Genomic DNA, 13,772 nt, shown 5'->3' with positions numbered 1-13,772 from the left:
GATCGAAGCTGTGCTATCGGTGGCAGGGTACAGGCCTTGCATAAGCTAAGGCCTGCCTGTTCTGTGCTTTTATAACGTTACTGCTGCAAACCAACCAAAGGCGAGTAGAGGTAAGTTGTAGTGCAAGAATGTCGGTACAACCGTATCCCAGATATGGTTGTGTTGCCCATCGACGTTTAAGCCTGATGTTGGGCCTAGGGTCGAGTCAGACGCAGGGGAGCCCGCATCACCTAAAGCTGCAGCTGTGCCGACTAGAGCAACGATAGCTAAAGGGCTAAAGCCTAACTGAATAGCTAATGGTACGTAGATAGCTGCAATAATTGGGATTGTTGAGAACGATGAGCCTATGCCCATAGTGATCAATAAACCCACCAATAACATCAAGAAGGCCGCTATCGGTTGATTTTGGCCAATAACGTCAACTGAGCTTGTCACTAGCGCTGCGATATCACCGGTTTCTTTAAGCACCTCAGCAAAACCTGACGCGGCAATCATGATAAAGCCAATGGTTGCCATCATTTTCATGCCATCAGTCAATACGCCGTCAGATTCTTTCCAGCGGATCACGCCAGTAACGGTAAATAGAATAAAGCCAAGCATGGCCCCCATGATCATGGAGTTGGTTACCAGCTGTGTTACGAAGGCTACACCGATTGCTAACAGAGCAACGACAATACTCTTAGAATTAAAGTCATTAACGTTGTTTTCGACAGCTTTGATCTTTGACTGATCATATCGACGTTTCCCGCGATAACTGATGAAAACTGCGATCAATAGTCCACACAACATGCCTGCAGCAGGTATGCTCATCGCTTGCATCACAGAGATGCCTGTTGTATCGAGTCCGCCTTGACCGATATGTTTAAGTAGAATTTCGTTAAGGAATATTCCTCCGAAGCCTACCGGTAAAAGCATATAAGGGGTTACTAGGCCAAAGGTCAGTACGCAGGCAATTAAACGTCGATCCAATTTCAGTTTGCTCATCGCTAGAAGCAAAGGTGGTATTAAAAGTGGGATGAACGCAATATGGATCGGGATTAAGTTTTGTGACGAAATGGCTACCGCTAAGATGATTAGGAGTAGCAGTGTTTTGATCTTGTTGACGCGTGCTGGTGTAGGATCTTGCCCAATCACTGTTATTGCTTTATTCGCTAACAAGTGTGGTAGGCCTGATTGTGCAATTGCGACTGCAAAGCCACCAAGCAATGCATAGCTTAAGGCAACGCTTGCGCCGCCGCCAATCCCAGCATTAAAAGCATTGATTGTAGCATCTAGACTCAATCCTCCTGACAAGCCGCCGACAAGCGCGCCAATCAAAAGAGCAATAACCACATGGGTTCTAAAAAGGCTCAGTACCAACATGGTTAGCACTGCAATAATCACTGCGTTCATAGTTAAGCCTAGGGCTCCACATTTTAAAAAAAGGGCGCACCATGGGGGAAGAGCGTAGGGGAGTCAATATGTAAAATTCAAAACAGGTTTAGCGGCTAAAATTACTTTTTTCTCGTGCTATTAGCCTAGTTTTTTTACGAAATTCAGGGCGAAATACTACAGATAAAAGGGATTGGTAATGGGTAGTTGAAATATAGAGTTGAGGTCACGGCAATATAAAAGTGGCCTGTTATTTATCTGCCGTAACCTCCAACTAGATCGACTAGAAACGGAAAGTGTAAGCTGCTTTTACTTCAGGGCTGTTGCTGCGATCAACAATAGGGCTATCCTCTACCTCACTGCCCCAACCATTAACGCCGATACCCATCTGGATAGTTTGCTGCTTATCCACTACATAAAAAGCATCCACACCTGCTCGGTAGCTCATACTGCTATCTGCTTTGTACACAGCTCGTTGTGCGGTTGCTTCGTTCGACTTTACGCCGTAGTAATAATTGTTCAGGTCATCACTTCGCCAGCTTAGTTCCATTGAGGGTTTAACCATCCACTTGGCATTAAGCTGATAAGGTTTAGTCCAGCCTACAGATAGTTCATGTCCTTCGTGAGTATTTGAGATATCTGTCAAAAAAGAGGCTGACAGGATACCGTAGTGTGTGTCGAGCGTTGCACTGATACCTGCTTCGAGTGCGCCATCACGTTCTACCATGCCATTTAGGGCAAATGAATCATCAGCTTCATAGCCTTCGAAACGGTATTGGCCCAATAGATTGACTTGGAATTTACTATTACCGTAAAGGCTGTATTGGGCTTTGTTGCCTACTAACAAAAAGTTGCCTTTTTGTGCGTACAGAGTTGGAAATACAAAGGTTTCAGTGCCTACACCTTGATAAGCACTTTCGTGACTTTTAATCCCAGCACCGATACCGAAGATCCATTCTTCATCAGCTGCTGCGTTGAAGCTTAATAAAACGCCTGTAACTATCGCTATTTGTGATTTCAATTTACCTATCTCCTATAAAGGATCTTCCTGAGTGAGTAATCAGTTACTCAATCTAAGCGAAGGGGAGTGCTTTGAAAGAATTAACCTGTACTAACTAGCTTGAGGTTAAGGATGCCAGCATCGGTATAACCTCAAAATTAGGGATTACAGATAGGCGAGTAGGTGTTTATCCATATTGTAAAAACAAAAACTCCTCATAAAGAGGAGTTTTGTAGGTATCTGATATCTAAATTTTATTAGCCATAAGCAAAGGCGGGTAGCCAGGTTACCAATTGAGGCCAGAAGACGAGCATCACTAGTGCAGCTAATTGCAGTAGGATGAAAGGAATCACGCCACGGTAAATTTGAGTAAGTTTTACCTCTGGCGGGCAAACACCTTTTAAGTAGAACAATGCAAACCCTACCGGTGGGGTGAGGAATGATGTTTGTAAGGCCATTGCAACGAGCATGACGAACCAAACCAATTCTGGGTTATCCACTACGCCATAGCCGTTGATATCTAATCCTAGTGCTGAAATAACTGGCGCTAATAGAGGCAAAATAATCAGCGTGATTTCAATCCAATCGAGGAAGAATCCCAGCAGGAATATAATCAACAGAATAAACGCGACAATGCCGTAATCCCCAAAAGGTAAGCCGGTTAGGAAACTTTCGATCAGTTCATCACCGCCCAACTCTCTTAATACCAGAGCGAAACAGGTAGCACCGATAAAGATGGCAAAGATATAAGCCGTAGTGTTGTAAGTGCCGTGTAAAACTTCCTTTAATACTTTGAAGTTATATTTGCGATTGTATATTGCAAGTAGCGTAGCACCAAAGGCACCTACACCTGAGGCCTCTGTCGGCGTTGCTATACCAGCGAATATGGAACCTAAAACAACGAAGATAAGTAGTACTGTTGGGGTGATTGCTTTTAATACCTTGATTACCGTCTTCATGGTAACAGGCTGGACGTCCTGAGGAACTGGGGCCGCTTCAGGGTTAATAAAGCCTGTGATCAGGATGTAGGCGATATACAAACCGCCCAAAATCAGGCCAGGGAATACCGCACCCATAAACAGATCGCCTACAGACAAACCTAATTGGTCGGCCATGATCACCAGCATAATACTTGGCGGTATTAAAATACCTAAAGTACCAGCACTGGCGATTGTGCCTAACGCAAGCGGTAGTGAGTAACCCTGTTTTTGCATCGACGGTAGTGACATCATAGCGAGTAGAACTACTGACGCACCGATAATGCCAGTGGAGGCCGCAAGGATAATACCGATCACTGTAACAGTGATAGCCAAGCCGCCGCGGACTTTGCCAAACAGTTCCTGTAGGGATTCCATCAGCTGCTCTGCTACACCGGATTTGTCTAGCATATTGCCCATGAAAATGAACATCGGCAGGGCGACCAGAATCCAGTTATCCATAATCTTAAACAGACGGTTAACTACAAGCCCTAAGGTGGTGAAGTCTAATCCAGTTAAAGTGCCTAAGTAGATATCAGATAAGTAGCCTACTAGGGCAAAAATAACGCCAATACCACCCAGTACGTAGGCAACGGGGATACCGGTAAAAAGTAGTGCGATGAATGATAGGAACATCGCAATGACAAGAATCTCATTGATTTCCATCAGTGCTTACCTCGTAACAAAAAGCAGATATCTCGAATAAATCGTGACACACAAGCTAGGAATAAAAGGCCAAAACTAGCAGGTATGACTGCTTTAATGAGCCAGCGGTATGGAAGTCCAGAAGGGGCGTCGGAATGCTCATTGATGATCCATGCGGAATGAACAAATTCGAGACTGTGGAAAAATACGACGGCAATAAAAGGGAAGACCAGAAATAGCATGCCCAAAATTTCGACCCATGCTTTGGTACGCAACCGGAATTTTCCGTAGAGGAGATCAACGCGGATATGGGCGTTATTGACCTGCGCATAAGCTAAACCAAACATAACGCCGACAGCGTATAGATGCCATTGAAGCTCTTCTAAAGCGATTAAACCACTAGCAAAACCTTTACGCAGAACCACCTGGGTGATGATCACCAGCACTAATACGACATATACCGATGCGATAAGCATCCCAGTCCTACGTATGAACAGATCGATTGCATCAGCAAATGCAACCTGCTCTTGATGAGAGGAAGACAGATTATTCACGGGACCCACCCTTGGAAATTCTGAAAAGAAAAGAGGTGTTCAGAACGGTTGAATAACCGTTCTGAACGGGTATGACATAGACCTGACTCGGTGTGAATCAGGCTATTTGATGCTTAGTCTTGAGGCTTAGTACGTGGAAGGTAAGCCAAAGACTCCCATAAATCGTAACCACCGCGGAACTGACTCATGTCATCCCATACTTTCTTGAAGAAAGCGTTTTCACTTTGCTCTGCCACCACTTCATCCCAAGAGGATTTGAAGGCTGTTAACATAGTGTCGTTCCAGTAACGCAGTTCAACGCCTTTTTCTGCGGACTTAGCTAGTACTTCAAACTGGCTAGCTTCACCTTCGGCCAATGACTCCGTAATAGAGGCTTTACAGGTAGTTTCAATGATTTCCTGTTGTGTAGCTGACATCTTGTTCCAAGTATCTTTATTGATTAGCAGCTCATGCAGGGTCGCTTGCTGGTGCCAGCCTGGGAAGTAGTTATATTTTACGATCTTATGAAAACCTAGGCGTTGGTCAATTTGTGGGAGTGAAAACTCAGTGGCATCGATTGCACCTTTTTCCAAGGCGCCAAAGATTTCACCACCAGGTAGCTGTACCGTACCTACGCCCATTTTTTCCATGACCTTAGCGCCTAGGCCAAAGAAGCGCATATTGATGCCTTTAAGGTCTTCCGGTTTTTCGATCGGTTTAGAGAACCAGCCAGAGGTTTCTGGTGGATTAATGGCGCAAGGGATGTTGTGTACGTTATAGCCATGAGAATCGTACATTTCCTGCCATAACTTACGGCCATTGCCATAGTACAACCAAGCTAAGTATTCACCTGCTTCGGGACCAAACGGTACTGCTGAAAACAATGCGGATGCTGGGATCTTACCTTGCCAATATCCAGCCGTTGCATAGCCTGAATTAATCTTACCTGTAGATACGGCATCAAGGATTTCTGGTGGAGCAACAAGTTTACCTGGCTCATACACCTTCATTTTGATATTGCCACCACTAATCTTATTTAGGCGTTCTGCTACTTCAACAATAGGAGAGCCTAATGCTGGCAGGTTGGTCGCAAAAGCAATCGGTGTTTTCAACAGTACTCTGCCTTCTGCTAATACTGTGGAAGACATTGATACAGTAGCTGCAACAATCGCTGTACTCAGAATGGTTTTTCTCATGGTTTTCATAAGTAACTCCAGTTTCTATTTTTATAGTAGTAATGCGGATATCGACTTATTCGCATGGGGTTCTTGAGGTAATGCTTAGTTAAAAATTGTTGCTCCGGGATAAGGAGCTTCGCCGGTCAATTCGGCTTCAATTCGAAGAAGGCGGTTGTATTTCGCGACACGATCAGAACGACATAAAGACCCGGTTTTTATCTGGCCCGCAGCAGTACCAACGGCTAAATCTGCAATAGTGGTGTCTTCGGTTTCACCTGAACGGTGAGAAATTATGACGCTATAACCAGCGGCTTTGGCCAAGCGAATAGCATCAAGTGTTTCAGATAGAGTGCCGATCTGGTTGAATTTGATCAGTATTGAGTTAGCAACCTTCTGTTCTATTCCCTGTTGTAGAATTTTGCTATTGGTCACAAACAAATCATCACCGACCAATTGGACTTTATCGCCTAGCTTTTGCGTAAGTTCTGACCAGCCCTTCCAGTCGGATTCGTCCATGCCATCTTCGATCGAACGAATTGGGTATTTAGCAGCCAGTTCAGCTAGATAGCTGCTGAATTCACTGGCACTAAACTGCTTGTTTTCACCACTTAGCTGATAGAGGTTATCTTGGTAAAATTCTGATGCAGCGCAATCTAATGCTAGGCTAATATCAGTACCTAGTTGATACCCAGCCTGTTCAACAGCCTGCTGAATAATGATTAACGCCTGCTCATTGCTGCCTAAATTTGGAGCGAAGCCGCCTTCATCACCTACCGCAGTATTTAAGCCTTGTTGTTGTAGTACTGTTTTCAAACTATGGAAAACTTCTGTGCCACAGCGCAACGCTTCAGAAAAACTGCTGAAATTCAGTGGCTGTACCATAAATTCCTGAATATCCACGTTATTGTCAGCATGCTCACCGCCGTTAAGAATATTCATCATTGGTACTGGCATTAGGTATTCACCGGGAGTGCCATTCATTTCTGCAATGTGGGCATACAGAGGCATTTGCTTTTCGATAGCAGCCGCTTTAGCAACAGCTAAAGATACCGCTAAGGTGGCATTGGCACCCAGGTTCGCTTTGTTTTCAGTACCGTCCAGATTGATCAAGCATTGGTCTAACTGTTGCTGGTCTAAACAATCCATGCCTTGTAGGGCTTGGTTGATGGATCTGTTTACATTGGCAACCGCTTTTAAAACGCCTTTTCCTTGATAGCGTTTTTTATCGCCATCCCGTAGCTCTAAAGCTTCTCGGGAACCGGTGGATGCGCCTGAGGGAGCACAAGCAGATGCAGAAACGCCCGAGTCCAGAATGACATCCGCTTCAACCGTTGGATTACCGCGTGAATCTAGGACTTCGCGACCGATGATCTGTTTAATCTTGCTCATGACTTTTACCTTCGGTTTCATTCGCAGGGGGATGCGGTATCTCTAGCAATTCTTGCTGCTCGGACACTTCTATTCGAAAGTCAAAATCTCTCGGCCAAGCAGCGGGTTCGTAGGTATTAGTTGGTTCCATGGCATCTCCTCCTGTTATGTTTCTTATTTGATATCACTGCCAACACGAACAATTTTTAGCGTGTTGGTACCACCGTGAACATTGAGGTAATCCCCTTTGCTGATCATGACCAAATCACCTTCGGTGACGATTTTTGCGTCGATTAAGCTGTTTACAGCAGACTGATTAATCTGTTCGTGAGATATGGAAGAGGCATCGAAAAATAGAGGTACGACACCACGAAATATGGCTGCTCGATGCAAGGCTTCTTGATTAGGGCTTAAGGCAAAAATCGGTAAGCCTGAACGGATGCGAGACATTAGTAACGGAGTGGCACCGGTCTCGGTCATCGCAATAATCGCTTTAACCCCAGATAGGTGGTTGGCGGCATACATTGCGGCCAGGCCGATGGTTTCATCAATATTTGAGAATGATTGATGCATTCGGTGACCAGAGGTTCTTGTTTGAGGTTGAGTTTCCGCGCCCTCTATTACACGCACCATGGCTTCAACAGTTTCGATCGGATAATCACCAGCAGCCGTTTCAGCTGATAGCATGACTGCATCGGTGCCATCCAGAACTGCGTTGGCGACATCAAAAACTTCGGCACGGGTTGGCATCGGGTTCGTGATCATCGATTCCATCATCTGGGTTGCCGTTATCACTACACGGTTTAATTGTCGTGCCCGTTGGATTATCTGCTTTTGCACACCGATTAGTTCGGCATCCCCAATTTCGACCCCTAAGTCTCCGCGCGCGACCATAACGCCATCAGAGGCTTCGATAATTTGATCAAGTACTTCTGGATTGCTGACAGTTTCAGCGCGTTCAATCTTTGCTATTAAACCGGCACTACTACCTGTCGGAGTGAGCAGGGCGCGTGCTTCCTGCATATCGGCGGCATCGCGAGGGAACGAAACGGCTAGGTAATCCACACCGATCTCTGCGGCAGCTAAAATATCTGCTTTATCCTTATCTGTTAGCGCGGCTGCTGATAATCCGCCGCCTTGTCGGTTTATGCCTTTGTTATTAGATAGGTAACCACCTAGGACAACGGTGCAGTGGATTTCTGGAGCGGAGATCTTTTCAACGCGCATTGTCAGGCGACCATCATCCAGCAGCAAAAGGTCTCCTGCTTGGCAGTCTTCAACTAAGCCTTTGTAATCAAGCCCGACTTGATCTTGGTTGCCAGCGTCTGTATCCAACTCTGCATTAAGGGTAAAAGCCTGACCTGCTTTGAGTAGGACTTTGCCATCAACAAAGCGGGATATGCGGATTTTTGGACCTTGAAGGTCGCCTAATATTGCAACGTAGCGGTTAGCCGATTTGGCTGCTTCACGTACACGTTGTGCACGAATTTTATGGTCAGTCACAGTTCCGTGGGAGAAATTCAGGCGGACAACATCGACACCTGATTGAATCAGCTGACTGATTACCGCAGGGGAATCAGAGGCTGGGCCAAGAGTAGCAACGATTTTTGTTCTTCTCATGATCTGTGTTCCTGTAGCCTTTTAGGTATGAACACATTATCGGATGATGAGAAAGGACCTGCCTCGGCAGGTGTACAAAATTAATAGCTAATTCAGATCTGTTTTTTGTGCATTTGTACAAAAGTGAGTTGTGAGTAAAGATAGCCGTATTTTGAGTAAAAAAAAGCCGGTCTGAGTATCAGACCGGCAAGAGTACAGCAAAGCGCTGTAAGAGGTCAGGGCCACAGAGCGGTCCTGAGGATGTGATTCTTTAAATGTTACTGTGGTTAAATGCCCAGATCGTTGCGATATTTTTGGCACAATTTTGTAGATTGATTTCTGCTTGTTGTAGTGCTTCTGGTAAAGAGACGATGCCAGGTACAACACTAAATATGGCATCAATGCCACAGGCTTTCAGAGGGGCTTGTTCTGGAGTAATGGAGCCAGCTAGCGCTATGACAGGGCAGTTAAAATGCTTAGCTCGCTTTGCAACACCAATAGGCGTTTTGCCGCGTAAACTTTGGCTATCAATGCTGCCTTCACCTGTAATTACCAAATCAGCAGCTTTCAAGTGTTGGTCTATTTGTACAGCGTTTAAGACGATTTCAATTCCACTTTTAAGTTGAGTGTTAAACAGAGCACATAATGCTGCGCCTATGCCTCCTGCAGCCCCAGTTCCAGGGACTTGGGTTACATCAGTGCCGCTAACGCGCGTTAGAAATTGTGCAAAATGTTTTAGGTTTTGATCTAGACGGGATACCTGTTCTTTACTGGCACCTTTCTGTGGGCCAAAGGTGCTTGAGGCTCCTTCTGGTCCAAGTAGAGGGTTATCAACATCGCAGGCTACTTCAAATTGAACATGTTTTAAGCGTGGATCGAGTTGGCTGATATCCAGATCCGCTAGTTTATGTAAGGAGCCACCACCGGGGGCTAAAGGATGGCCCGCAGCATCTAGAAGCTTTGCACCAAGGGCCCGTAGGATTCCAGCGCCACCGTCATTGGTCGCGCTACCACCTAAACCAAAAATGATCCGAGTAACCCCTTTATCTAAAGCTGCGCGAATTAATTCGCCAGTGCCGTAGCTGGAGGTAATCATCGGATTGCGCTGATTCATTGGAATCAGGTCTAGGCCTGAAGCTGCAGCTGTTTCAATGACAGCTGTTTCACCATCGCCTAGAACTCCCCAAGTGGCAGTAACTGTTTGTCCAAGTGGATCTTGTACTTGAGTGTGATGGAAAGAGCCGCGTGTGGAAGAAATCAAGGCGGCAGTTGTCCCTTCGCCACCATCTGCTACCGGAAGTTGAATATATTCGGCCTGCGGAAGAATGTGACTAAAGCCCTGTTTAATGGCTTCAGCTACCTGCTGTGCGGAAAGACTCTCTTTAAAAGAGTCTGGAGCAATAACTATTTTCATAACAATCCTTAAGCAATGCAGGGTGACAGCAAAGTGCTACAACCAGTAATGATTTAAGGATTATTATCCGAAGTTGTGGGGATGACGGCTTCGTACAAAAAAACAAATTAAAAAGGCTTAGTAGTTTTGTTTTTGTCAGATTGCACAATTTAGGGTGATATTAGTTATTCCGGCTTGTTATCCCATTCGCTTAATCGGGTAGCGATGTATAAACGAAAGAGATCTTGAAGGTTTTTAAGATCGATATCTAAGATATCATTAATTTTCTCAAGCCTGTAGCGCAGAGTGTTGCGATGAACATGCAGACTTTCAGCTGTGAGTGAAAAGTCTGTGTTATTAGCGAAATAGACTTGCAGAGTTTTTTGCAAACTGCCATTACTGTCTTTTTTAACCAGCTTTTCATAGTCCGCTAATAATTGAGGGCCGCTCCAGCTTTCTAATGAGTCTTTCAGAACCAAATCCAACAGCATCTCTCTGGCTGAAAATAGTTGTTGTTTAGGATGGCTCAGCTTGCCGACTTCAAGGGTTTTGAGTGCGCTTTGATAGGATTCAGCTAGACCTTCTATACCTTCAAAATACTGTCCCAGACTGATGTGGAAGTTAATATCAGTTTGCTTGGCGAGTTGCAGACGATATTTCTCTTGGTGTTCTTGGCTTTTTTGATAATCCCAATGTTCATTGCGTAAGAGTATTTTTTGCAAAATAACAATTTGAGTTGGGCTTGATATAGCGAGTAATGTGTCTGGATCACGTTTTTCTAGTAGACGTAAAATCCCTTGCATGGTTGAGAGGGAGATATCTTTTTGTGTTTCAGCAGATCTAAGATCAACGATCATTGCAACACGAGGGATGTTTAGATCTATTTTCATTCGTTCAACACGATCGTTGAACAATGTATCGTTCTGCCAACCTCCCTCAATCAAGCGCACGATAACACTTTCCTGAAGGCGTCGGTCCCAGCGTACCTGCGCAGCGAGCATTGCTTGTTCTAAAACAAGTTCAGCTGTCATTACAACAAGGTCGGCGTATTTACGCACTTCGTTGGGATTACCAGTAATTCCTACAACTCCAATAATCTGTCCATCATTGGTGATAGGTATATTGATACCGCCTTGTACACCGGTTAAAGACTCAGCTTGGTCGGAATCAAAATCGATCTCCGCTTTAGCATTTAAAACTTGCAGGGCGCCTTCGTGGAGTTGATCAATCCGATCTGGATCACCAGAACCAACGATGATTGCTTGGTGGTTCATTACATTGACGTTATGACCGATGATTTTCATCGAGCGATCTACGATTTTTTGAGCAATTTGGTGATCAATATACATGGTTTTCTGTAACAGCTTTTTGGGCAGCTTAATACAGAGTAGGTGAATACGCCAAGAATGGACTTATGATGCTGCCATTATTTTCTATTTAATAAATGAGTTTAATAAAGTGTTTTCAGGGGAGGGGAAAAGTGTTCGTAAGAGTGAGTGGCTATATATTGAAGAGCAAAATGTATAAAACAGAGGCCTACTATTATGTAGGCCATATTCGATAGGATCTAGAAATTAAATTTTTTCCCAGTGTCTATTTCCTGCTCTTTCGCGATACGCTTTTCTTCGTTTGCTTGATCGATCTGTTCGGCCAGCTGAGTTAGATGTGTACGAATTTCGTAGAGCTGGCGATCTAGTTCTTGATTGCGGTTTAAGTTATTGAGTTTGCTAAAGCAGCTGCGGTAATGATGTACAACTACTTCAGGGCCTTGTTGCTGTTCAGTTTCTATTGCGCTCATAAGATCAATATCAACTTCGATTCTACTATAGATGCGTTTAGCTTCCATGGTTAGGTGATCGGCGGTATTGCCGTTCAATTCACCCTTGTTTTTAATCTCGCTTACAAACTGAGCAAACTCTTTAATAACTCCAAGCGCTCTGGCTGCTTCATTTGGATTGGAAAACAGCGTCATTGAACCGGAAGGGTGGCTGACAGGTTCTTGAGCCGCGCTTACCATCGATTGAAAAGCTGCTTGCTGTTGTCGGTTGGACTCTGATCCATCCAGTTCGACCACAGCATTCCAGCGAACCTCTATGTATTTAACTAGTAAAGAGTGGATCTCACTTGTAATAAGGATTGGGGGGAAGGCTTCAAATAGATGCGAGGCACGACGAATGGCTGTTTTGAGTGTTATGAGTCTCAGGCTACGCTCTCTTTTCTTATTCTCGATATCTTGGACGGCAAATCCAATTCCTGCCATAACGGCGACACCAAGTAGAATTAAAAGTCCAATATAGGTCGGGCTCATAAAAGTAGGTCCTGACTGTCAGTGAAAAAGCGATTTTTCAAAAGTCTTAAATAAGTTAGAGGATTGTATAACGCTCTATCTATATAAGTAAGTTTACACTATCGAAAAAGCACCTGATTTTATAGATAAAAAAATCAAAAAAGTGCTTGTAATTGCAAAGGGGTGTATATATTATATGCCCCGCTTTCAGAGCTTATCTGGAACTACAGCGTCCCATTCGTCTAGTGGTCTAGGACACCGCCCTTTCACGGCGGTAACAGGGGTTCGAACCCCCTATGGGACGCCATTTTCTTTCTAGCTTATAGTTAAAAAGAATATGCGGGAATAGCTCAGTGGTAGAGCACAACCTTGCCAAGGTTGGGGTCGCGAGTTCGAACCTCGTTTCCCGCTCCAAATGCAGCCAGCTTATTGCTGGTTTTTTTTATGCCTGAAATTTATCCTCTCTCGATTGTTTGTTTTCTCCCTTAAGTTTTCTATTTGTTTGTTTAGACTTTCCGTTCGGTCGCATTATTCATTTACTTCAATGAATTGAATGTTGATTGAGCAATTATGCTTACATTTGTTTTTTCTAATTCGGTGGTGTTCTTAATAACGCCTTTCTAACCAATAGGTTAGGTGGATTTTTGTTTAATTTTTGAGCGTTGTTTTAAATATTTTTTCAATAACAAAAAAACTGCAATTTTTTCTTGAAAATAGGGTTGACCCACCAGAATCAGTTCTTTAATATACGCGCCTCCTCACAAGGGAACACCCTTTGAGGAACAGCAGCGTCCCATTCGTCTAGTGGTCTAGGACACCGCCCTTTCACGGCGGTAACAGGGGTTCGAACCCCCTATGGGACGCCATTTTCTTTAGATTATTTATCTTAAGAAAATATGCGGGAATAGCTCAGTGGTAGAGCACAACCTTGCCAAGGTTGGGGTCGCGAGTTCGAACCTCGTTTCCCGCTCCAACTCTTCGGAGTTTACAATTTGTTGCGTCCCATTCGTCTAGTGGTCTAGGACACCGCCCTTTCACGGCGGTAACAGGGGTTCGAACCCCCTATGGGACGCCATTCTCTTCTTAAGAATATTGATCTTAAGAGATTGCGGGAATAGCTCAGTGGTAGAGCACAACCTTGCCAAGGTTGGGGTCGCGAGTTCGAACCTCGTTTCCCGCTCCAACTCTTCGGAGTTTACAATTTGTTGCGTCCCATTCGTCTAGTGGTCTAGGACACCGCCCTTTCACGGCGGTAACAGGGGTTCGAACCCCCTATGGGACGCCATTCCTCCTTTATGCTTATTTTTTCCTCAGTTACTGGGCAGTGAGTGTGTGTTTAGTCTAAACTAAGCGAATATTCGGCCAGATAAGGTATTTATGCCGTTTGGGTATAATACCAGGCTGTTTCACATAGGATGTGG

At 44.6% G+C, this 13,772-nt stretch carries 11 protein-coding genes and 7 tRNA genes; 7 read left to right on the top strand and 11 right to left on the bottom strand.

Going from position 1 to position 13,772, the window contains the following annotated elements:
* Nucleotides 1-69 precede the first annotated feature (69 nt).
* The 11 genes from ACMXYS_RS11915 to ACMXYS_RS11865 form a co-directional block, all read right to left on the bottom strand.
* Nucleotides 70-1,392 carry a Na+/H+ antiporter family protein gene (locus ACMXYS_RS11915; protein ID WP_415881836.1) on the bottom strand — a complete coding sequence of 441 codons (1,323 nt, stop codon included), beginning with the start codon at nt 1,390-1,392 and terminating at the stop codon, nt 70-72.
* A 262-nt stretch (nt 1,393-1,654) separates the two neighbouring features.
* Entirely contained in the window at nt 1,655-2,392 is a 738-nt protein-coding gene (locus ACMXYS_RS11910) for a MipA/OmpV family protein (RefSeq protein WP_415896627.1), read from the bottom strand.
* Nucleotides 2,393-2,628: 236 nt separating this feature from the next.
* Nucleotides 2,629-4,014 carry a TRAP transporter large permease gene (locus ACMXYS_RS11905; protein ID WP_415881834.1) on the bottom strand — a complete coding sequence of 462 codons (1,386 nt, stop codon included), beginning with the start codon at nt 4,012-4,014 and terminating at the stop codon, nt 2,629-2,631.
* Nucleotides 4,014-4,547, bottom strand: a complete 534-nt coding sequence (locus tag ACMXYS_RS11900) for a TRAP transporter small permease subunit (RefSeq protein ID WP_415896626.1) — start codon at nt 4,545-4,547, stop codon at nt 4,014-4,016. Before ACMXYS_RS11900 ends, ACMXYS_RS11905 begins: the two co-directional genes overlap by 1 nt.
* A gap of 113 nt (nt 4,548-4,660) precedes the next feature.
* Nucleotides 4,661-5,731, bottom strand: a complete 1,071-nt coding sequence (locus tag ACMXYS_RS11895) for a TRAP transporter substrate-binding protein (protein ID WP_415895774.1) — start codon at nt 5,729-5,731, stop codon at nt 4,661-4,663.
* Nucleotides 5,732-5,806: 75 nt separating this feature from the next.
* Entirely contained in the window at nt 5,807-7,093 is a 1,287-nt protein-coding gene (gene eno / locus ACMXYS_RS11890; protein ID WP_415896625.1) for a phosphopyruvate hydratase, read from the bottom strand.
* Nucleotides 7,080-7,223, bottom strand: a complete 144-nt coding sequence (locus ACMXYS_RS11885; protein ID WP_415881830.1) for a hypothetical protein — start codon at nt 7,221-7,223, stop codon at nt 7,080-7,082. Before ACMXYS_RS11885 ends, eno begins: the two co-directional genes overlap by 14 nt.
* Before the next feature lie 23 nt (nt 7,224-7,246).
* Entirely contained in the window at nt 7,247-8,692 is a 1,446-nt protein-coding gene (gene pyk / locus ACMXYS_RS11880; RefSeq protein ID WP_415881829.1) for a pyruvate kinase, read from the bottom strand.
* A gap of 250 nt (nt 8,693-8,942) precedes the next feature.
* Nucleotides 8,943-10,085, bottom strand: coding sequence for a glycerate kinase (locus ACMXYS_RS11875; protein ID WP_415881828.1), 1,143 nt, complete (start codon nt 10,083-10,085; stop codon nt 8,943-8,945).
* A 164-nt stretch (nt 10,086-10,249) separates the two neighbouring features.
* Nucleotides 10,250-11,413, bottom strand: a complete 1,164-nt coding sequence (locus tag ACMXYS_RS11870; RefSeq protein ID WP_415896624.1) for a sugar diacid recognition domain-containing protein — start codon at nt 11,411-11,413, stop codon at nt 10,250-10,252.
* A gap of 218 nt (nt 11,414-11,631) precedes the next feature.
* Complete coding sequence (locus ACMXYS_RS11865) at nt 11,632-12,372, bottom strand: hypothetical protein (RefSeq protein WP_415896623.1); 741 nt, start codon at nt 12,370-12,372, stop codon at nt 11,632-11,634.
* Between the two features lie 210 nt (nt 12,373-12,582).
* On the opposite strand from ACMXYS_RS11865, the gene ACMXYS_RS11860 reads away from it, so the two are divergent.
* The 7 genes from ACMXYS_RS11860 (at nt 12,583) to ACMXYS_RS11830 (ending at nt 13,636) form a co-directional block, all read left to right on the top strand.
* Nucleotides 12,583-12,658 (top strand) — tRNA-Glu (locus ACMXYS_RS11860).
* A gap of 32 nt (nt 12,659-12,690) precedes the next feature.
* A tRNA-Gly gene (locus ACMXYS_RS11855) sits at nt 12,691-12,765 on the top strand.
* A 376-nt stretch (nt 12,766-13,141) separates the two neighbouring features.
* Nucleotides 13,142-13,217: transfer RNA gene (locus ACMXYS_RS11850), tRNA-Glu, on the top strand.
* A 32-nt stretch (nt 13,218-13,249) separates the two neighbouring features.
* Nucleotides 13,250-13,324: transfer RNA gene (locus ACMXYS_RS11845), tRNA-Gly, on the top strand.
* Between the two features lie 26 nt (nt 13,325-13,350).
* Nucleotides 13,351-13,426, top strand: a tRNA-Glu gene (locus ACMXYS_RS11840).
* Nucleotides 13,427-13,459: 33 nt separating this feature from the next.
* Nucleotides 13,460-13,534: transfer RNA gene (locus tag ACMXYS_RS11835), tRNA-Gly, on the top strand.
* Between the two features lie 26 nt (nt 13,535-13,560).
* Nucleotides 13,561-13,636 (top strand) — tRNA-Glu (locus tag ACMXYS_RS11830).
* The last annotated feature ends 136 nt before the right edge of the window (nt 13,637-13,772 follow it).

The sequence above is a fragment of the Neptuniibacter sp. QD57_21 genome, from assembly GCF_047778075.1.
In the GTDB taxonomy this organism is placed as follows: Bacteria; Pseudomonadota; Gammaproteobacteria; order Pseudomonadales; family Balneatricaceae; genus Neptuniibacter.
This window is presented reverse-complemented; position numbering and strand designations above follow the sequence as displayed.

Coding starts and splice junctions, on each gene's coding strand:
- ACMXYS_RS11870 (WP_415896624.1), bottom strand. CDS start 11,413: ATGTATATTGATCACCAAATTGCTCAAAAAATCGTAGATCGCTCGATG.
- ACMXYS_RS11895 (WP_415895774.1), bottom strand. CDS start 5,731: ATGAAAACCATGAGAAAAACCATTCTGAGTACAGCGATTGTTGCAGCT.
- ACMXYS_RS11865 (WP_415896623.1), bottom strand. CDS start 12,372: ATGAGCCCGACCTATATTGGACTTTTAATTCTACTTGGTGTCGCCGTT.
- ACMXYS_RS11875 (WP_415881828.1), bottom strand. CDS start 10,085: ATGAAAATAGTTATTGCTCCAGACTCTTTTAAAGAGAGTCTTTCCGCA.
- ACMXYS_RS11905 (WP_415881834.1), bottom strand. CDS start 4,014: ATGGAAATCAATGAGATTCTTGTCATTGCGATGTTCCTATCATTCATC.
- pyk (WP_415881829.1), bottom strand. CDS start 8,692: ATGAGAAGAACAAAAATCGTTGCTACTCTTGGCCCAGCCTCTGATTCC.
- eno (WP_415896625.1), bottom strand. CDS start 7,093: ATGAGCAAGATTAAACAGATCATCGGTCGCGAAGTCCTAGATTCACGC.
- ACMXYS_RS11885 (WP_415881830.1), bottom strand. CDS start 7,223: ATGGAACCAACTAATACCTACGAACCCGCTGCTTGGCCGAGAGATTTT.
- ACMXYS_RS11915 (WP_415881836.1), bottom strand. CDS start 1,392: ATGAACGCAGTGATTATTGCAGTGCTAACCATGTTGGTACTGAGCCTT.